17 protein-coding genes are annotated in these 19,565 nt (G+C 65.1%); 4 read left to right on the forward strand and 13 right to left on the reverse strand.

Annotation, left to right across the window (positions count from 1 at the left end; all coding sequences use genetic code 11):
- Nucleotides 1–5: 5 nt before the first annotated feature.
- The 12 genes from V2B31_RS11695 to V2B31_RS11750 all read right to left on the reverse strand — a co-directional run bounded on the left by V2B31_RS11695 (nt 6) and on the right by V2B31_RS11750 (nt 13,886).
- Nucleotides 6–827 carry a universal stress protein gene (locus tag V2B31_RS11695; RefSeq protein ID WP_286866138.1) on the reverse strand — a complete coding sequence of 274 codons (822 nt, stop codon included), beginning with the start codon at nt 825–827 and terminating at the stop codon, nt 6–8.
- 48 nt (nt 828–875) lie between these two features.
- Nucleotides 876–1,796 (reverse strand): ribose-phosphate pyrophosphokinase, encoded by a 921-nt coding sequence (locus V2B31_RS11700; RefSeq protein WP_286866136.1) that lies wholly within the window; start codon nt 1,794–1,796, stop codon nt 876–878.
- On the reverse strand, nt 1,793–3,280 hold the full coding sequence (locus tag V2B31_RS11705) for a thymidine phosphorylase family protein (RefSeq protein WP_286866240.1): 1,488 nt from the start codon (nt 3,278–3,280) through the stop codon (nt 1,793–1,795). The genes V2B31_RS11700 and V2B31_RS11705 overlap by 4 nt, the downstream gene beginning before the upstream one ends.
- Before the next feature lie 80 nt (nt 3,281–3,360).
- The gene (locus tag V2B31_RS11710) at nt 3,361–4,398 is read right to left on the reverse strand and encodes a zinc-dependent alcohol dehydrogenase family protein (RefSeq protein ID WP_086485593.1); all 1,038 of its coding nucleotides are present in this window, start codon (nt 4,396–4,398) and stop codon (nt 3,361–3,363) included.
- 35 nt (nt 4,399–4,433) lie between these two features.
- Entirely contained in the window at nt 4,434–5,270 is an 837-nt protein-coding gene (locus V2B31_RS11715; RefSeq protein WP_086485592.1) for a universal stress protein, read from the reverse strand.
- Nucleotides 5,271–5,368: 98 nt separating this feature from the next.
- A complete protein-coding gene (locus V2B31_RS11720) occupies nt 5,369–6,382 on the reverse strand; it encodes a zinc-dependent alcohol dehydrogenase family protein (RefSeq protein ID WP_286866134.1) in 1,014 nt (337 codons plus the stop codon).
- A complete protein-coding gene (locus tag V2B31_RS11725; protein WP_086485590.1) occupies nt 6,379–6,894 on the reverse strand; it encodes a GNAT family N-acetyltransferase in 516 nt (171 codons plus the stop codon). The genes V2B31_RS11720 and V2B31_RS11725 overlap by 4 nt, the downstream gene beginning before the upstream one ends.
- Nucleotides 6,895–6,999: 105 nt before the next feature.
- Nucleotides 7,000–8,127, reverse strand: a complete 1,128-nt coding sequence (locus V2B31_RS11730) for an ABC transporter permease (RefSeq protein ID WP_086485589.1) — start codon at nt 8,125–8,127, stop codon at nt 7,000–7,002.
- Nucleotide 8,128: 1 nt separating this feature from the next.
- Entirely contained in the window at nt 8,129–10,900 is a 2,772-nt protein-coding gene (rbbA, locus tag V2B31_RS11735; RefSeq protein WP_286866131.1) for a ribosome-associated ATPase/putative transporter RbbA, read from the reverse strand.
- 6 nt (nt 10,901–10,906) lie between these two features.
- Nucleotides 10,907–11,983: an HlyD family secretion protein gene (locus V2B31_RS11740; protein ID WP_286866130.1), complete on the reverse strand. Its 1,077-nt coding sequence runs from the start codon at nt 11,981–11,983 to the stop codon at nt 10,907–10,909.
- Nucleotides 11,980–13,437, reverse strand: a complete 1,458-nt coding sequence (locus V2B31_RS11745; RefSeq protein WP_443022024.1) for an efflux transporter outer membrane subunit — start codon at nt 13,435–13,437, stop codon at nt 11,980–11,982. Before V2B31_RS11745 ends, V2B31_RS11740 begins: the two co-directional genes overlap by 4 nt.
- 74 nt (nt 13,438–13,511) lie before the next feature.
- Nucleotides 13,512–13,886 carry a hypothetical protein gene (locus V2B31_RS11750; RefSeq protein WP_286866127.1) on the reverse strand — a complete coding sequence of 125 codons (375 nt, stop codon included), beginning with the start codon at nt 13,884–13,886 and terminating at the stop codon, nt 13,512–13,514.
- A gap of 215 nt (nt 13,887–14,101) precedes the next feature.
- Between V2B31_RS11750 and V2B31_RS11755 the strand changes: the two genes are divergently transcribed.
- From V2B31_RS11755 to V2B31_RS11770, 4 genes are all read left to right on the forward strand, one after another.
- Nucleotides 14,102–15,859, forward strand: a complete 1,758-nt coding sequence (locus V2B31_RS11755) for a PHA/PHB synthase family protein (RefSeq protein WP_286866126.1) — start codon at nt 14,102–14,104, stop codon at nt 15,857–15,859.
- 3 nt (nt 15,860–15,862) lie between these two features.
- Nucleotides 15,863–17,275, forward strand: a complete 1,413-nt coding sequence (locus tag V2B31_RS11760) for a bifunctional enoyl-CoA hydratase/phosphate acetyltransferase (protein ID WP_086485584.1) — start codon at nt 15,863–15,865, stop codon at nt 17,273–17,275.
- A complete protein-coding gene (locus V2B31_RS11765) occupies nt 17,272–18,459 on the forward strand; it encodes an acetate/propionate family kinase (protein WP_086485583.1) in 1,188 nt (395 codons plus the stop codon). The genes V2B31_RS11760 and V2B31_RS11765 overlap by 4 nt, the downstream gene beginning before the upstream one ends.
- A 242-nt stretch (nt 18,460–18,701) precedes the next feature.
- A complete protein-coding gene (locus V2B31_RS11770; protein WP_441347663.1) occupies nt 18,702–18,977 on the forward strand; it encodes a DUF1971 domain-containing protein in 276 nt (91 codons plus the stop codon).
- Nucleotides 18,978–19,057: 80 nt separating this feature from the next.
- On the opposite strand, the gene V2B31_RS11775 is transcribed toward V2B31_RS11770, so the two are convergent.
- Entirely contained in the window at nt 19,058–19,438 is a 381-nt protein-coding gene (locus tag V2B31_RS11775; RefSeq protein ID WP_140159565.1) for a c-type cytochrome, read from the reverse strand.
- Nucleotides 19,439–19,565 lie beyond the last annotated feature (127 nt).

The raw sequence follows: 19,565 nt of genomic DNA on the forward strand, positions 1-19,565 counted from the left end.
AGGCGTCAGTGGGAAAACAGCAGCGGAATCGATGCCCCGCCAAGCAGGTCTCGGGTAACGCCACCGAGGACCATCTCGCGGAGGCGGGAATGTCCGTAGGCTCCGAGCGACAGCACTGCGACACCGCGCTCACAAGCAGCTTTGACCAGCGCCTCAGCGTCAGACAGCGCGGTCGCGTGGATAGGGACCACCGACGACATGAACCCGTGCCGGGCCAAGTGGTGAGCAATGTCCGCACCCGGCTCGGAACCGTGGCCCTTTGCCGAGGGCTGCGCGTCGAGAACCAGCACGTCGACCTTGGCCCCCGGCGCGGCGAAGGTCGTTGCATTACGCAGGGCATGTGTCGCCTCGCGCGTCGCATTCCAGCCGATCGCGAGATGCTCGATCGCACGCGGTTTGTGTCCGTTCGGAGCGACGAGAACCGGCCGGCCCGACGCGAACAATATGCGTTCGATCGTTTCGCGCCGGATTGGCGGATAGTCGTAGTTGTCGGCCGGGCCGAACAGGACGATATCGGCGTAACGCGCGTAGACTGCAGCCTTCCCGTAAATGATCGCCGGCTGGTCGGAAATCGTGCGGACCTCGACATTGGAGGCGCCGGCAAGCTTGGCAATGCGCTGCTGCTTGGCTTCGACCGCCTCCGTATAGTCCTGAAGAAAGGAATAGGGTGGTACGATCGTCAGCGCATAGTCCGCCGACGGAAGCGCCGAGAGGATGACGATGGATAGATGGGCATCATGGAATTCGGCAAAGGCGAGCGCGTCATGCAGGAACTGCTCGTCCGTGTCGCCGGTATCGACCACGGCGAGAATATCCTTGATAGCCATTCTTACCTCCGCTTGTCGGCATTTTGCTACCGCGTGCCGGAGAGGGATTCATTTGGGTGTTCTACGTAGTCGTTTCGCGTCGACCACCGTGAGCTGTCTGACCAGTGCCTGGCCGAGCAGCGGCCCAAGGGCGACAGCATTACTCGGATGAGCTATGCTGTCAGTGGTAACTATGCGGCACCCGATCGCCTTGAGGAGTTCCTCCGCTCCCGGAGCGAAAAGGCCATGGACTGCAAGACAGATCGGGGCTGGAAACCCCTGAGCGGTGATCTCGCGCGCGGCGTGGGCGAGCGTCTGTCCCGAAGAGATCACGTCATCGACCAATATCGGAGTACGCTCCCTCCACACCGTCAGATCCGAGGCTGCGATAAGGACATCCCGGTCGCCCCGGCGCAACTTGGTGAATACGGCGTGCGGCGCGCCGATATGTGTGGCGATAGCTCCGGCCCATTGCTCGCTTTCGCTGTCGGGACCGATGATGAGCGGCCTTTCGACGTTGTCGCGAACCCACTCGGCAAGAAGTGGCGAGGCTGCCAGCGACTCGGTCTCGATCGAATAGATCTCCTGCAGAGCGCGGTAACGGTGCAGATGGGGATCGACCGTGATGAGCCCGTCGAATTCACATGAGATGAGCTGCGCGAACTGGCGGGAGGTCAGGGCCTCGCCATCCTGAAAGCGGCGATCCTGCCGCATATAGGCGAGATACGGGGCGACAAGTTGGATCGAGCGCGCTCCGTTTTCGCGCAACAGCCGCGCCGTGAAAAGCAACTGCAGGAACTGCTCATCGGCGCGCGCGAGCGTGCACACCACCGCGACGGCGCACCCCGCCACCAGTGAGTGGAGCCGAACATAGCTTTCGCCGTCCGGGAAACGGCGCAATTCGAGCTTGCCGACCGAGAACCCGGCCCGGTCGGCGATGGTGCCGGCAAGCCGCTCATTTCTGGGCATCGGGAACAGCGTCATCGTCATGGAGCGATCATGAGCATGTCTGGATTAGAGGCGGCGTAGGCTAGGCCGTAGGCCATTTCACCCTGGGATTCCGCATGAAGGGTCAGCAGGGGCTGACCGGCGATTATGTCATCGCCGAGGCGCACATGCAGGCGCATTCCTGCCGCCGGTGTATCCGGCGCACCGGCAAGTTTTGCCAGACGGGCGATCCGGCGATTGTCGATGTGCGTGACACGGCCGCTGTGGGTCGCAACGATCGGGTGCGTGAGCCTTGCCGTGGGCGGCGTGCGCATTCCGCCTTGGGCGTCGCATATTCGCTGGAATTTCTTCCACGCGTAGCCATCGGTCAGCGTGCGTTCGGCAAGTGCCCGCCCCGCCCCCGCCGCGGCCGCCTCGCCGATTTCGAGGATGACGCCCGCAAGGACGCAGGCGCGATCGCGAAGATCCGGAGGTGCGTCGGGGTCACCCTTGAGAACGGCGATCACGTCACGGGCCTCGAGCGCGGGGCCGATCGCCCTGCCGACCGGCTGCGCTCCATCGGTCTGGATGCAGCGGGTAACAAGGCCGAACCGGCCGGCCACGGATGTCCTCGTCGCGGCAAGACGGTCGGCGGCTTCCGCGCTGCGGACCTTGGCGGTCGGCCCCACGGGGATGTCGAGCACGACGTGGGTGGCGCCGGCGGCGATCTTTTTCGACAGGACCGAAGCGATGAGTTGTCCTTCGGTGTCGATGTCGAGCGCGCGCTCGACGCCGATGAAGATATCGTCGGCAGGACTCAGGCAGACCGCTCCGCCCCAGGCGAGGCATCCGCCTTCGGCCGTGACCACCCGTTGCATGGCGTCAAGATCGAGATCGATGCTGGTCAGCGTCGCCATGGTATCGGCCGTGCCGGCTGGCGAGGTAATCGCCCGTGAGGACGTCTTTGGCATGGTGAGGCCGCAGGCGGTTGCTATGGCGACGATGATCGGAGTCGTGCGATTGCCAGGCAAGCCGCCCACGCAATGCTTGTCGACTATGATTCCACCGGGCCAGCTCAGGCGGTCGCCGGCATCGACCATTGCCTTGGTGAGATGGTAGGTCTCGTCCTCGTCGAACGGCAGCGCCGCCGTGGCGGTGAGGAAAGCGGCAAGATGCACGTCCGCATAGCGGCCGGCGACAACGTCCTCGACGATGCTGCTCAATGCGGCGGCATTCAGCCTGTGCCCATAGATGCGTTGGCGGACGCAGGCGATCGATTCAAGCGGCGGCGCGTGGCCGACGTCCACAGTGGTCCCTTCGTCTACTCCAAGTGCTTCCCAGGCAGCTTCGGAGAGACCAATCTCATCCTCCGCGAGGAACGCGTCATCGACCTGGAAGAGCGTCGCGACGATCGGCCGGCCGCCGTTGCGGACAAAGATCTGGGTGTGCGGGGCGAGACCTTCGGCATGGCACACCGGACTGTCGGTCCGCATGACGGCGACCAGTTCGTCATGGGTATGAAGCCGCAATCGGCGCGCGCGCGCGATAGACGGTTCGACCCGGCCCGAAACACCGAGATCGTATTGCCCTTGCAACGGATCGGCGAGACCGCCGGCAGGATTCTGGATCACGCGGCGATAACCACCTTCAGAGCCTGGGTATCGGCCGCATTCGAGAAGGTCTCATATGCGCCGAGGATGTCATCGAGCGCGAAGCGATGGGTAACCAGTTGCTCCGGCCGGAGCCGCTTGGATTCGACCGTCTTGAGCAGCATCGGCGTGCTGACGGTATCGACGAGGCGGGTCGTGATCGTGATGTTGCGCGACCAGAGTTCTTCCAGATGGAGGTCGACTTTCGCGCCATGCACCCCGACATTGGCGATCACGCCGCCCGGCGCCACCAGTTCCTCGCACAGCTCGAACGTGGCGGGCACGCCGACCGCCTCGATCGCCGCGTCGGCGCCCTTCCCTCCCGTGAGATCGCGAACCATGCGAACGACCGCATCGCGCCCGCTGTTGAACGTGTGCGTGGCGCCGAACCTGCGCGCGACGGCCAGGCGGTTGTCGTCAAGATCGATCATGACAATGAGTGCCGGCGCGTAGAACTGCGCGGTGAGCAGGGTGGCAAGTCCGATCGGACCCGCACCCACGATCGCCACGCTGCTCCCCGGCGCAACCTTGCCATTGAGGACACCGCATTCATAGCCGGTGGGAAGGATGTCGCTGAGCATGACGAGCGCTTCCTCGTCCGCTCCAGCCGGAATCGGATGGAGGCTGTTGTCGGCATGGGGGATGCGGACGAATTCCGCCTGCGTTCCGTCGATCCTGTTGCCCAATATCCACCCGCCGTCGGCGCAGTGCGAATACATTCCCCGGCGGCAATATTCGCAGCGCGCGCAGGACGTGATGCAGGAGATCAACACGTGATCGCCGGCCTTAAAGCTGCCTACCGCGGAGCCGACTTCATCGACAATCCCGACACCTTCATGGCCGAGCACCCGGCCCGGTTCGCAGGTAGGGACATCACCCTTGAGAATGTGCAGGTCGGTGCCGCAGATCGTCGTCTTGGTGATGCGGACAATCGCGTCGGTGGGGGCCTGAAGAACCGGCCTGGGGCGCTCGTCCAGGCTTTTCTGACCAGGGCCGTGATATACTAGGGCTTTCATGGCACGCTCCGTTTGCAGTCATTTTTGAGCAATCGTCAGTGCACGAAGACGATTGGCAATCGCTGGTGCGCGATGAGTTCGCGCGTCACGCCGCCCAGGACAAATTCCAGGGCTCGCGAGCGTCCGTAGCCCCCGATGACGAGCACATCGGCATGCTGCTCGGACGCGAAGATCTGCAGCGCGCCCGACGTCCCGTGTTCCGCCGAACCGATGGCGTGAACGACGGCATTGTGACCATGACGGGCGAGATGGCGAGCGACCTGAGCCCCCGGCACGGGCCGGTCGGATCGATGGCCGTCGAGCGAGTCCACGACGATGACATCGATCGCCGCGCCAGACTCGACCAGATCAAGGACCGTCCGGGCCGCGCGGAAAGCTTCAAGCGAAGCGTTCCACCCAAGCGCGGCATGCGTGATGCGCGCCGGCCGCCAGGTCGCCGGCACAACCATTGTAGGTACGCCCGCGAACATGAGCACTTCGATGACATGGCGGCGCAAGCCGTCGCTCTGCCAGCTACCGGCTCCGGGGATGAGGGCGATATCCGCGTACTGTCCCTCAGCCTTGGCGAGGCCGGGGAGAAGGCCGGGCGCTTCGAACAGCGCATGGACCTCGACCTGAACCGAAGCACCTCTGGCGCGCTCGCGAACCGCCGCGACATGCTCTTTGCGCAGGGTGTCCGACGCCGCTATGGCTTCGGCGTAGGCCATCGGATCGATCGCTGCCGCCAGAGCAAGGTTCTCGGTTACGACGACGATCGTGAGCGTCGCCTCATGGATGTCTGCATAGGCTAGCGCTTGATCAACCGCGGCCAGCGAAGAGGGCGTGCCGTCGACAACGGCGAGGACGTCCTTAATGGATGTGTTCTTGTTCATGGTCGCACCATGGTTCCGAACGACCGGCGTGGCACTCCGTAACTTTACCAAGGGCGACTTGCGTTGAGCGCGCGCCGGATAACAGGCTGAAATCGCTTCTAGCGTCGATAGTCTCCCGGTTCTCCCGGAAGGAGAACGGCCGCGCCAACCAGAGCGCCTGCGCGCACCCGTTCCAGGGCGATGTTGGCATTGGCAAGGGAGAACGCGGTCGCGACCGTCTTGACGCGAGCCTTCTGCACGATCCTGAAAAAACTCGTCCCATCGTCCCGGGTGAGGTTCGCGACCGAGGCGATCACGCGTTCGCCCCAGAGATCGGCATAAGGGAACGCAGGGATGTCGCTCATATGAATACCGGCGCAGATGACGCGCCCGCCTTTGTGAACCACGCGGAGCGCGAGAGGAACCAGCGCGCCCACGGATGCGAAGAGGATCGCGGCATCGAGTTCCACCGGAGGCCGCTCGTCCGACGATCCGGCCCAGGCGCAGCCGAGCGACCGGGCGAAGTCCTGGCCCTCGCGATCGCCCGCCTTCGTGAAAGCGAAGACTTCCCTGCCCTGCCAGACGGCGATCTGCGCGATGATATGCGCCGCGGCGCCGAAGCCGTAGAGCCCGATGCGTCGCCCATCGCCGGCGGCCCGCAGTGATCGCCAGCCGATGAGCCCCGCGCAAAGCAGCGGCGCCGCCTCTTCGTCCGAATAGAGATCGGGAATCTGGAAGCAGAAATGAGCGTCGGCGACGACGTGGGTCGCATAACCCCCGTCCCGCGTGCATCCGGTAAAGCCCGGCGTGTCGCACAGATTTTCCTGCCCGGAACGGCAATAGTAGCAGTAGCCGCAGCTATGGCCGAGCCACGGAACGCCGACCCGGTCGCCTGGCCGGAACCCGGTCACACCCTCCCCGAGCGCGGCTACGATCCCTACGATCTCATGGCCCGGAATGATCGGAAGCCGGGCCGCCACTTCACCGTCGATGATGTGGAGGTCTGTCCGGCAGACACCACAGGCGGTTACTTCGATCAGCAGTTCCCCCTGCCCCGGGTCCGGAACGGCGCGGGCGACGAGTCGGAGCGGGCCGCCCACCGCGCCGAGTTCCATCGCCCACATGCCCGTCATTGAAGCTGCTTCGACACGATGACCAGCGTCGCGTCGCCCGGATAAGCCTTCACCGTGAAGCCCGAGTCCCGCTCCACTTCGATGGCCTTCTGGTTGAGCCGGCTCTCGACCGCTTCCAGCGTGCGGCTGCCCCGCGCCTTCGCATAGTCCGCGGCGCGGTTGAGAAGCGTCCAGCCCACGCCCCGGTGCTTGTAGTCCGCCCGGACGGCGATCGCCACTTCGGCGCGATCGCCCGACGGGTCGATCGCGATCATCGCCGATCCGACCAGCGTTCCGTCATCGACGAAGGCCAGGAGATCCTCGGTCTGCTTGTGGTCGACATCGACCATGGCCGCGATCCGGTCGTCGGACACCTCGAGCATCGCCGTGAGGAAACGGAAGCGGAGATCCTCGGGAGTGACCCTGCCGAAAAAGTCCTTCAGCACAGGGCCATCGTCGCGCGCGACCGGCCTCACGGACAGCCTGAGCCCCGATCGGGTCACCACCTCGGTGGAGGAAGCAATACCGGACATGCGATCACCTTTCTTCGATCTCGGCCCATGCAGAAAGGATCATCAGGATAACCGACCGACGGGCTCGATGGGCTTGGGAAGTCTACGTAACCGAAGCCGCCCTCATCAGGCCATCTCCGAGATGGCCCTCCGGAACTGCGCGAGCGCAATGGTGAAGAAAACGCCCCCGATCGCAACTATGGCGAGGAGCTGAGGCCACACGACATCGATACCCGCGCCGCGAAACAGGATAGCCTGGCCCAACTCCACGAAATGGGTGGTCGGCGCGGCCAGCATGACGTTCTGGACGACTTCCGGCATGCTTTCGCGCGGCGTCGTGCTACCGGAAAGCATCTCGAGCGGCAGCAGGACGAGGACCGTGAGCATCCCGAACTGAGGCATGTTACGCGCGATGGTGGCCATGAAGATGCCGATGGACGTGGTCGCGAACATGGAGAGAGCGGCCCCGGCGAAGAACAGCGACAGCGATCCCGCGACGGGAATGTCGAGCAAGGCCCGAACCACGAGGTTAATGGAGAGAAACGACGCCAGCAGCACGACCAGCCCCATGGACCAGACCTTGCTCGACATGATCTCGAAAGGCGTCACCGGCATCACGAGCAGGTGCTCGACAGTGCCGTGCTCGCGTTCCCGGATCAGCGCCGCGCCGGTCAGGATGATCGACAGCATGGTGATCTGATTGATGATCTCCGCGAGCGCGCCGAACCAGGACTTGTCGAGAGTCGGATTGAACCGCGCGCGCAGCTCGAGATCGACGGGCATGGCCGCCTGCCCGCGATAGCCCTGCACGAAGGCGGTCACTTCACCCAGCGCGATCTGCTGGATGTAGGAGCTACCGGTGAAGGCTTGGGTCATCCGGGTGGCATCGGTATTGAGCTGGATCTCGGCTGGCCGGCCAGCCAGGACGTCACGCTGGAAGCCGGTGGGAATGTGCATGACGAAGGTATAGTCGCCCGCATCCATTCCGGGATCGATGGCGCGCGTGGTGATCATCGCCGGACGCTTGAACTGCGGGGGGTAGAAGGCCGCAACGATCCGCTGTGAAAGCGGTGAATTGTCCTCGTCCACGATCGCCATTGAGGCATTGTGCAGCGTTTCGGGCATCGCCGTCGCCGCACTGTAGATGGCGATCGTGAAAGTGAACAGGATCAGCACGAGCATCATCGGGTCGCGCCAAAGGCTCCAGAGCTCCTTCACACCGAGGCGGTAGATGTTCGCGAGCGTCCGCCGCATGTCAGCGCTCCTGCTTCCTGAGCAGCAGGATGGAGGCGCCGGTGATGACGGGAACCGCGATCAGCAGCGGCCAGAACGATCCGGCGAGATCACGAAATCCGAGAGCCTTGTTGAAGACGCCGCGACTGATCGTGAACATGTGGGACGCCGGATAGACCTCGCCGAAAAGGCGGGCCGAGCCCTCGAGCGAAGAGACCGGGTCGATCATGCCGCCATAGGTGACGGCCGGTATCAGCGTGCCGATCAAGGCGAGCAGCAGGACGGCGATCTGACTGCGCGTGACGGCCGAGGCGAGCAGGCCCATGCCCGTCGCGATGATGCAGAAGAGGAGCGCCGCGAACGCCAGCGCAAGGAAGTTGCCCTTGACGGGCACGCCGAACAGCGTGACGGCCATCATCACCATGATGGCGAAGTTGATCATGGCGAGCCCGACATAGGGGATCTGCTTGCCGAGCAGAAATTCGGTGCGGGTGACGGGAGTCACATACAGGTTGATGATCGAGCCGACCTCCTTCTCGCGGACCACCGCCAGCGCGGCGAGCATCGCCGGCAGCATGAGCAGCAGCAGCGGAATGATGCTGGGCACCATCGCCGGAAGGCTTCGGACATCGGGATTGTAGCGATACCGGTTCTCGATGGAGACGGTGGATCCTGCGCCGGCACGGGCCGCGCCAGTGACACCGGCGGCGCGCATCTGATCGGTGAGCCAGCTCTGGTGCAGGCCCTGGATATAGCCCTGGACGGTTTCGGCACGCATCGGCATCGCGCCATCGAACCATGCCGCGATCGGCTTGGGGTGACCACGCAGCAGGTCGCGGCCGAAGCCGGGCGGGATTTCGATGGCGAGACTGATGTCGCCCGCGCGCATGCGCCGGTCGAGATCGTCATAGCCGGTGAGCGGCGGCTGCTCGATGAAATAGCGCGATCCGGCGATATCGAGCTGGTAGCGTTCGCTGATGCTGCTCTGGTCCCGATCCAGGACCGCGTAGCGGATATCGTTGACGTCGAGGCTGATGCCGAAGCCCATGACCAGCAGCAGGATCACCGAACCCGCCAGGGCTAGCGTGCTACGCACGGGATCGCGCCGCAGCTCGAGAGTTTCGCGCCACATGTAACTCAGCATGCGCTGCGGGCTGAAAGTACGTCGTCTGGCCGCCTGCGGCCGGGCCGGAGTGGCGCTTTCCTCAATGGCGAGCCGGTCGTCCGCGGGACTCTCCCCTCCGGCCTCGACCAGATAGTCGATGAAGGCTTCCTCGAGTGTGGCGGCGCCGCGTCTCTCGACCAGGCGGGCGGGCGTGTCGCTGTCCAGCACGCGGCCGGCGTGCATCATCGACATGCGATCGCACCGCTCCGCCTCGTTCATGAAATGCGTGGAGATGAAGATCGTGACACGGTCTCGCCGGGAAAGCTCGATCAAGAGCCGCCAGAAGGCGTCGCGCGCCACGGGATCGACGCCCGAAGTGGGCTCGTCGAGGATCAGAAGCTCCGGCTTGTGAACCATCGCGACCGCCAGCGAAAGACGCTGGCGGATACCGAGAGGGAGCTTGGGCGGGAGGTCGTCGAGGACCGCCCCGAGGCCGAAGCGATCGATCATTTCGGCGACGCGGTCGGGGATCTCCTGCGCCGGCACATCGAACAGGCGCGCATGGAGTTCGAGGTTCTGGCGGATCGTCAGCTCGCTGTAGAGCGAGAAGCCCTGACTCATGTAGCCGACCCGGCGGCGGACAGCGATGTCGCGGGAATCGATCTCCCGACCGAACAACCAGGCTTGGCCATCGCTCGCCGGGAGGAGGCCGGTGAGCATCTTCATCGTCGTGGTCTTGCCGCAACCGTTGGAGCCGAGGAAACCGAAGATCTCTCCGCGGCGGATACGGAAGCTGACGTGATCGACCGCGACGAAGGCGCCGAAGCGCATGGTGAGATCGCGCGCCTCGATCGCGATATCCGTATCGTCCGCGGCCAGCGGCGGGATGACCACCGGCGCGTGGCCCCGCTTCTTCTCCGCGGGCAGCAAGGCGATAAAGGCATCCTCCAGCGAGGCGCTCTTCGTCCGCTCCAGCAGTTCCGCCGGGGTCCCGGTCGCGAGCAAGCCGCCGTCGTCCATGGCGACGAGCCAGTCGAAACGCTGGGCTTCGTCCATATAGGCCGTCGCGACGATGACGCTCATGGCGGGGTGCTGGCGGCGGATGCGCGCGATCAGATCCCAGAACTGCGCGCGGGCGAGCGGATCGACGCCGGTAGTCGGCTCGTCGAGGACGAGCAGGTCCGGATCGTGGATCAGCGCACAGCACAGGCCGAGCTTCTGCTTCATGCCGCCCGACAGCTTGCCCGCCGGGCGCGACAGGAAAGAGTAAAGCCCGGTGCTGCGGGTGAGGTCGTCGATGCGGCGGCGGCGCTCGGCCTCGCCGTGGCCGAACAGCCGCGCGAAGAACTGGAGGTTCTCCTCGACCGACAGCGTGGGATAGAGGTTCTTGCCGAGGCCTTGGGGCATATAGGCGATGCGCGGGCACACGGCGCCGCGGTGACGCCGGTCCGCCATGGAGCCGCCCAGCACCTCGACCTCTCCTTCCTGGATCGCCCGCGCGCCGGCGATCAGCGACAGCAGGCTCGATTTCCCCATGCCGTCCGGGCCGATGAGGCCGACCATCCTGCCCGCGGGAATCGCCAGGTCGATCCCCCGCAGCGCCAGCGTCTTCCCGTAGCGGAGCCTTACGCCGGCTAGCCGGACGACCGGCGCGGCGTCGGCGGCGTCGGGGCGAGGCGCGGACGACATGGCCGCTTATTCTTTCACGACCCGCGAAAGCGCCTCGGGCCATTCCGCCTTGGGGTCCACCCGCAGGTAGGCCATGCCCGGAAGGCCCGTCTTCACCAGCGTCATGTGGCGCCGCAGCAGCGCCGGAGCGATGCGGGCCTTGACGCGGAACATCAGCTTCTGCCGCTCGCTGGCCGTCTCCACCGTCTTGGGCGTGAACTGGGCTACATCGGCGACGAAGCTGACCTTCGCCGGGATCGCGTAGTCCGGCAAGGCGTCGAGAACGACGCGGACCTCGCTACCGAGCCGGACCCGTCCGGCGACGGTCTCGGGCAGGAAGAAGGTCATGCTCACGTCGGACAGGTCGACAAGGTTGAGCACCCGCCCGCCCCCGGCGACGACTTCACCGGGCTGGGCGACGCGATACTGGATGCGCCCGTCGCGCGGCGCGCGCAGATCGCTGTCCCTGATGTCCGCCTTGATGCGCTCGATCGTCGCCCGCGCGGCATCGACGTTCGAGCGGGCGCCAATGACCTGGCTGCGGGCGGCGGCGATCGCCGCATCGACCGCGGCGAGCTGCGCCCGCGCCGCTTCGAGGGTGGCGTCCGCGCCCTCGACCGACGCCTGATTGTCGTCGCGTTCCTGCACGGGGGTAGCGCCTTCGCGCGCCAGCGTTTCGGAACGCGCGAAGCGCTTGCGGGCAGCATTCAGCTCCGCCTCGCGCTGGCGCACGGTGGCCTGTGCGGAGGCGCGCTCGCTCTGGCGTTGCACGACCTGCGACGCGGCGATCTCGACCGCGTTCAGCGCCTGCGCCAGCATCGCCTCGGCTTCTGAGAGCTGGGCGCGCAAGACGTCGGTGTCCATATGCGCCACTACCGCGCCCGCCTTGACGAACTGGCCCTCGTCCGCGACGATATCGCGAATGCGCCCCGGCGACTTCGCGGCGATGTCGATCTCCACGGCCTCGAGACGGCCATTGCCGCTCGCGATCCCCTCGGGAAGGCCCGAGGGCTTGACGAACGACCAGACGATCAGGACGACGGCGATCACGGCCGCCGCGATCCCGCCCCTGACGAGCCAGGTCTTGCCGGTCGCTTGCGTCATGGTGTCCGTTCCCCGCTGTTCGGTGGTGTAGGTTGGCCAACGAAGCCCCCGCCGAGCGCAGCATAGAGCGCCACCACACTGGCGATCTCGGCCCGGTGTAGCCGGACGAGAGCTTGCTCCGCGTCGAAGAGATCGCGCTGCGCGTCGAGGACCTCGAGATAGGCCGAGCGCCCGTTGTCGAAGCGAAGCTGGGCGAGCCGGGCCCGTTCACGCTGCGCGCCGACCATCTCGCGCGTCGTCGCAATCTGGAGGCCAAGCTGCTGCTTGCGCACGAGAGCGTCGGACACGTCGCGGAACGCCGCTTGGACCGTGCGCTCATAGCTCGCGACCGCTTCATCGCGCTGCGCTTTGGCGACGTCGAGATTGCCCTTGAGTCGGCCCGCGTTGAAGAGCGGCTGCACAATCGTTGGTGTAAAGCTCCAAGCTTCCGTGCCGTCCTTGAATAGCCCGTCGAGCGCAGTGCTCATCGTCCCAAAGCCGCCGGTCAGGCTGATATTCGGGAAGAAGGCGGCTCGGGCCGCGCCGATGTTGGCGTTCGCAGCGCGCAACCGATGTTCGGCTGCGACAACATCCGGGCGATTGGTCAACAGGTCGGATGGGAGGCCGGCTGGGAGCGCCAGATGATCCTGGACCGCTGTCAAACCAAGCGGTCCCGGTGCGATTTCAACGGGTTCGCCAACCAGCAGAGCGAGCGCATTACGATTGACGGCGCGATCCTGCTCAAGCACCTGCAACGTAATCTGCGCCTGGGCAAGCAGCGTTTGGGCCTGGGTCATGTCGAGCTTGGAGCCGGAACCGACCTCATAACGTCGGCGGATAATCCGCAGTGAGTCCTCTCGCGTGGCGATCGACGATTGGGCGAGCGCGACGCGCTCCCCATATTCACGTTCGAGGAGATAGCCGTTCGCGACCTGGGCCACCAGATCGGTAGCAACTGCGCGGCGTGCTTCTTCCGTGGCAAGATACTCCCAACGCGCCGCATCCCTGAGATTACGCAGCCGCCCCCAGAAGTCGATTTCCCAGCTCGCGCTGAGCTGAGCGCTGACCTGACGAAGGTCGACCGCTGTCGCGCCCATCCCCGGCAGCGTATAGAGAGTGCGCCCCCTGCTCCCTGTGCCCACTGCATCGAGTTGCGGATAAAGCGGGGCGCCTTCGATGCGCCAAGCGCCCCGAGCCTGATCAACACGAGCCGTCGCGATACGGATGTCCCGGTTGTTCGCCATTGCGGCATCGATCAGCCGCTGGAGTTCAGGCGCGCGGAAGAAATCGCGCCAGCCGATTCGCGCAATGCTCGGTCCATCGGGCAACCGGTCGGAATATCGCGCCGGTACGGGTTGCGCGGGCCTGACATGGTCCGGCGCAAACGAGCAGGCCGCCGCGGCAAACGGGATAAGCGCGATAGCGGAGCGCCGAAGCAGCGGGCGCTTATCCCGTTTGCGGTCAGCAAGTCTCAGTGGCGACAAGGCGCGTCTCTCAACAAAGCGATTTGCAGGGCTTGCATGGCGCGGCCGCAACGACGGCTTGCGGCTCAGGTGCTGGCCCCGGCATCGCTTGCCGCCGGCGCAGCAGCAGCGAAGGCCTGCAGCGGCGACAGGAAAAAGGCGCGCAGCGGCTCGAGGGCGACGGCCAACTGCGTCGTCTCGCTTTCCGGCGAGAACAAATCTCCAGCGCTTTCCTGCCATTCTTCGAGTGCCGCTTTCGTGTCGGCGATCAGGACCAGGCGGTTCTGCTCCGCCTCCTGGGCCACTTCGGAGAATTTGCCGGGCTCGAAGAACGCGCCCAGCGCATGGGCCCCGATTGCGGCCTGCCGCGCGCCGGTCGTGCGTGCGATGTCGAAAAACTTCAGCGCGAGTTGGCGGTTGGCGCCGGCGATGGCCACGACCTGATCGAGTGGAAATGTCATCGTTGGATCCTCCTCATCATGATATCCGCGAGACGCGCCTGTCACCGGGCCGCAACCATCGGTTGCGATCAAATGCAGGCCCTCTCCCACGGAAACGCAGTCTCTTTACCCTGATTGGTTCCATGCGAAGAATTGGGATGTATACGTATCGGTCGGCCGCTGCCGATCGGATAGGTGCACAACACGCTAGAGTATGATCCACGCGCGGCAGGTTGATGATGAATGACATACAGCATGTTGCCGCCGACCCGCTCGACGGCATCAGCCAGACCCTCGATCGCGCGGCTGCGGTTGGCATCGCGCACCTGACGCACGGGCTATCGCCGGTGACGATGATCCTCGCGGCAACCGACTGGATGTTGCACCTCGCCAGCGCCCCCGGCAAGCAATTGCAACTGGGCGCCAAGGCCGCGAGAAAATATTGGCGCTTGTCCGATTATATCGGACGAAGCCTCAGCGATCCTGCTGCAGCCCCCGCGATCGAACCTTTGCCCCAGGACCGTCGGTTCACCGATCCGGCATGGAAGGAGCCGCCTTTCAATCTGATCGTTCAGGCTTTCTTGCTGAACCAGCAGTGGTGGCACGCCGCCACCACCGGGATCGGCGGGGTGAGCAGACACCATGAAGACATCGTCGAGTTCACGGCTCGGCAAATCCTCGATGTCTTCGCGCCAACCAACTTCCTTGCCACCAATCCGCTCCTGCAGCGCAAGATCGTCGAAACCGGCGGGCGGTGCATCGTGGACGGCTTCCGCAATCTCATGGAGGACATGCAGCGCCTGGTGCGCGGCGAGCCGCCCGTAGGCGCGGAGAGCTTCCCCGTGGGCGAGAAGGTGGCGACCGCCAGGGGGAAGGTCGTCTATCGCAACGAGCTCGTCGAACTCATCCAGTATGAGCCCGCGACGGAGCAGGTGCGGCCCGAACCGATCCTGATCGTGCCGGCCTGGATCATGAAATACTACATCCTCGACCTCTCGCCCGGGAACTCGCTTGTACGCTGGCTGACAGGCCAGGGCTTCACCGTCTTCATGATCTCGTGGCACAATCCCGGAAAGGAGGATCGCAACCTCGATCTCGAAGCATACCGCCGGCTTGGGCCGATGGCCGCGCTGGACGCGATCGAAGCGATCACGGGCGGACGGAAGGTGCACGCCGCCGGCTACTGCCTTGGCGGCACGCTGCTGGCGATCGCAGCGGCGGCGATGGCCCGGGACGGTGACGAACGGCTCGCCAGCGTCACCCTGCTGGCGGCCCAGACCGAATTCAGCGAGCCGGGCGAGCTTGGCCTGTTCATCGACGAAGCCCAACTCAACGTGCTCGACAACATGATGTGGAGCCGCGGCTATCTCGACAGCGCCCAGATGGGAGGCGCGTTTCAGATCCTGCGATCCAACGATCTCATCTGGTCGCGCGTGCTCGGCATCTACCTCATGGGTGAGCGCGAGCCGATTAGCGACCTCATGGCCTGGAATGCCGACGGAACGCGCATGCCCTATCGCATGCACAGCGAATACCTGGCCCGTCTGTTCCTGAACGACGAGCTGGCCGAAGGGAAATACAAGGTCGATGGCCGCACGATCACGCTGTCCGCGATCCGGGCGCCGATGTTCGCGGTCGGCACCGAGCGCGACCACGTCGCCCCATGGCGCTCGGTGCACAAGATCCACCTGCTCACCGGGGCGGAGATCACCTTCGCGCTCACCAGCGGCGGACACAATGCCGGGATCGTTTCCGAGCCGGGTCATGCGGGACGTTCCTATCGTCTGCTGACCCGCGAGGCGGGCGGCCCCTCCTATGATCCCGAAGAATGGCTGGAACGGGCCGAGCGCAAGTCGGGGTCATGGTGGATCGAATGGGGCGTATGGCTCGATCGTCACTCGGGAGCGCCGGAGCCGCCGCCGTCCATGGGCGCGCCCGACAAGCGCTATGCGCCCGTCACCGACGCGCCCGGCACATATGTCCTGGAGAAATGAGCGGTGACCGACAGCGCATTCATCGAGAACCGGACCTTCGACGAGATTCAGGTGGGGGAGACGGCGAGTGTCTCCCGCACGCTTTCGGAGAAGGACATCCAGCTGTTCGCACTCGTCTCGGGCGACGTGAACCCGGCGCATCTCGATGCCGACTTTGCGCAAACGGACTTCTTCCAGCGGATCATCGCCCATGGCATGTGGGGCGGCGGCCTCATCTCGGCTGTGCTCGGAACAGAGCTGCCCGGGCCCGGCACGATCTATCTCGGCCAGTCGCTGCGCTTCACCCTTCCCGTCGGCATCGGCGACGTCATCACCGCATCCGTCACGGTGACGGAAAAGAAGCCCGAGGGCTGCATCCTCGTTCTCGACTGCCGCTGCGTGAATCAGAACGGCGAGACCGTCATCACAGGCCAGGCCGAGGTTCGCGCGCCTTCCGAGAAGGTCCGTCGCCCGCGCATGGCGCTCCCCGACGTGCGGGTGGCGACGCATGGCGAATACAGGCGATTGATCGAGCAGACGCAAGGCGGAGAACCCATCGCCACCGCGGTCGCCCACCCCTGCAGCGCGGCGGCGCTCGCGGCGGCGGTGGATGCAGCGGAAGCGCGGCTGATCACCCCGATACTCGTCGGTCCGGAAAAGCGGATCCGGGCCGCGGCCGAGGAAGCGGCGAAGGATATTTCCGCCTTCCGGCTCGTACCTGCCGATCACAGCCACGACGCGGCCGCGAAGGCCGTGGCGCTCGTGCGGAGCGGCGATGCGAAACTGCTGATGAAGGGCTCGCTGCATACCGACGAGCTCATGGCGGCGGTCGTGCCGGCCGCTACCGGCCTCAGGACGGAGCGGCGGATCAGCCATGCCTATGTGATGGACGTGCCGGGGCATCCGACGCCCCTCATCATCACCGATGCCGCGATCAACATCGCGCCGACCCTGAAGGACAAGGCCGACATCATTCGCAACGCGATCGATCTGGCCCATGTCATCGGCATCGCCGTGCCCAAGGTCGCCATCCTCTCTGCCGTCGAGACGGTCAATCCCGACCTGCCCTCGACGCTCGATGCGGCTGCATTGTGCAAGATGGCCGACCGGGGCCAGATCGACGGAGGCGTCCTCGACGGCCCGCTCGCCTTCGACAACGCGATCAGCGAAGCCGCCGCCCGCGAGAAGGGGATAGTCTCGCCGGTGGCGGGCAAGGCGGAAATCCTAGTCGTCCCCAATATCGAGGCCGGCAACATGCTCGCCAAGCAGCTGACCTTCCTCGGCGGCGCGGATGCTGCGGGCGTCGTCCTCGGCGCGCGGGTGCCCATCATCCTCACCAGCCGCGCGGACAGCGAGCGGACGCGTCTTGCGTCCTGCGCGATCGCGGCATTGCTCGCACGCGCTGCCCCGAAGGCAGCGCCCGGGCTTCCCGCATGAAAGCCGTCGTCAGCCTCAATTCCGGCTCCTCGAGCATCAAGTTCGCGCTCTTTACCCTCGATGATGCGGGCAATCCGGAACATTCGGCAGGCGGCAAGATCGAGAAGATCGGGATCGCCCCCTCGCTGGTCGCGCGGCGGGCGGACGGGACCGTCCTTGTCGAGCGAACCTGGGCGGGCGGCGCTGGCCTCACACATGCGGAACTGCTCAAGGATCTGTTCGACTGGGCCATCGATCACCTTGAAGGCCGGGAAGTCGTGGCGATCGGGCACCGCGTCGTGCACGGCGGGATGCGCTTCGCTGCACCGCAACGCGTCGACGCGGGTCTTCTCGCCGAGCTCGACGCGCTCTGCCCCCTCGCACCGCTGCATCAGCCGCACAATCTGGCAGCGATCCGCGCGATCGCAGCCTTGGCACCGAGCCTTCCCCAGGTCGCTTGTTTCGATACCGCCTTTCACCACGACAAGCCCGAGGTCGCCGCGCGGCTTCCACTCCCCCGCGCGCTGCATGAACAGGGGATTCGCCGCTATGGATTTCATGGGCTGTCCTACGAGTATATCGCCGGACAGATGCAAACCGTCGACGGGGAACTTGCAGCCGGGCGGGTGATCGCGGCGCATCTGGGCAACGGCGCAAGCCTGTGCGCCATGCGGGCCGGCAAGAGTATCGACACCACCATGGGATTCACAGCCCTGGACGGCCTGATGATGGGGACGCGCTGCGGCACGCTCGATCCCGGCGTCGTCCTCCACCTCCAGACCCAGCTCGGCATGAGCGCCGCCGACGTCGACGACATGCTATACCGCAAATCCGGCCTGCTGGGGGTTTCCGGGATTTCAAGCGACATGCGGACCCTGACGGCCGACCCGCGCGCGGAAGCCCGTGAGGCGGTGGAGCTTTTCGTCTGGCGCGCCGCGCGCGAATTCGGGGCGCTTGCCGCCTCGCTCGGCGGCGTCGATGGTATCGTCTTCACGGCCGGGATCGGCGAGAACCACGCCGAAGTTCGCGAACGGATATGCCAGCGGCTCGCCTGGCTGGGTCTGTCCATCGACGTGTGCGCCAATGCCGGACACGCCCTGACCATCTCGGCCAGGGACAGCCGTGTCAAGGTCCTCATCATTCCGACCGACGAAGAGCGGATGATCGCCGGTCACACCCTTGCAGTGCTGCGGTCGGAGCGATGAGCAAGGCAAACCTCGCATGGCCGTGCGCCGGCGCGCTCCTCAGCATCGCAACGCCGGCATCCGCCGCCCCTGGCATTGAGATTCTCATCGGCGATGCCAGGATGGAGACGTGCTGGTCGACCTGCGGCTGCTGAACGGAGAGAACGAAGCCCGTACCGTGGTCCTGAGCCCGGCCGACGAACCGCACCGGCTGCTGCATGACAAATTCAGGCGGAAGCCGCAAAGGATCACGGAAGCGAGGCATGGACATGACCGAACCCTATCGCTCGACGCCGGTTTTCGACGAGAACACATTGCCGGATGCCCTGCGAAGCAGCCACCAGACGAAGGAAGGGGTCTGGGGTTTAATCAGGATACTGGAAGGCGAACTGAAGCTGACCTATGTGCAACCGCACTCCGAAAAACTGCTGACGCCCGGCAATCCGGGTCTGGTCGCGCCGCAGCAAACGCACTTCGTCACGGCAATGGGCCCCATGCGCATGCAGGTCGATTTCTACCACGATCCACCCGCGCTCTGAAGCCAGGTTTCGGCACCTTCCAACTCGCCCAGAACCGTTGTGCCCGCGGTCGGGCCGGTCGGGTGCCCTGACCGCAGCGGCTATTGAATAGGGGGCCGATAATCGTGGTTCTTGAGAGTCAACATGTAAGCTGCAAGCGCATCGATTTGCCCAGGCTCGATCTCGAAATTCATGATCTCGGGGAAATTGTGCGACTCGCGAAGCCATGGGTTCAATGTATGGGTAGTCAGTCCGGGCGTATTGATGATCGTTTCGAAGGATGGCGCCTCCGGCTTGGGTGAGATTCCCTGATCGACGGCATGGCAGGCAGAGCAATGCTTCTGGGCAAATGCCAACCCGCGCCGCTGGGCCGTCACTTCGGCCCGGCTGGTTCCCCTTGCAGGCTCGACGTGCCCCGTGGCAATTGCCCCGCTGGCGGCTGCAATGGCGATGAGAGCTATCGGGAACACTTTCAGTCGCACGGCAAAGTCCCATCTAGGCTGCCTCGGGAAACGTCAACCGCCGCCCTTTCAAGGGGGATGCAGGCGCTCACGTTGTATCCATCCGGCGGACCCCGCCTTGCGGTGAAGTAGGCGATCACTCTTAAGG

This window comes from Sphingobium sp., from assembly GCF_036170395.1.
Taxonomy (GTDB): Bacteria; Pseudomonadota; Alphaproteobacteria; order Sphingomonadales; family Sphingomonadaceae; genus Sphingobium.